At 49.0% G+C, this 304-nt stretch carries 1 protein-coding gene; it reads left to right on the top strand.

Annotation, left to right across the window (positions count from 1 at the left end; genetic code table 11):
- A partial coding sequence (locus tag J0A66_RS22700) for a MipA/OmpV family protein (RefSeq protein ID WP_206576061.1) occupies positions 1-304 on the top strand: 304 nt, incomplete at both ends.

Here is a 304-nt window from a genome sequence, read left to right as displayed (position 1 = left end):
CATAATGGTGGACAAGCCGAGTTGAACTACAGTTATTCAGGCCATATTGGAGCGTGGCGCTGGAGTGTTACTCCCGGCCTGATTTGGAAAAGTGCACGGCTGGTGGATTATTATTACGGTTTGGATGATCGTGACGGCGTAGATACCTCCCTTTATTATGAAGGACGCTCTGGTTGGTACCCGTCACTGATGTTGCAGGTAACCAAACCTTTGGCAGAGAACTGGTTGTTGCTTGCCAGTATGAACTGGACCAAGCTGCACAAGGGAATGACGGACAGCCCATTGCTGGCAGAAAATAAGATTC

Source organism: Bowmanella dokdonensis (assembly GCF_017254865.1).
Lineage (GTDB): Bacteria > Pseudomonadota > Gammaproteobacteria > Enterobacterales > Alteromonadaceae > Bowmanella > Bowmanella dokdonensis.
This window is presented reverse-complemented; position numbering and strand designations above follow the sequence as displayed.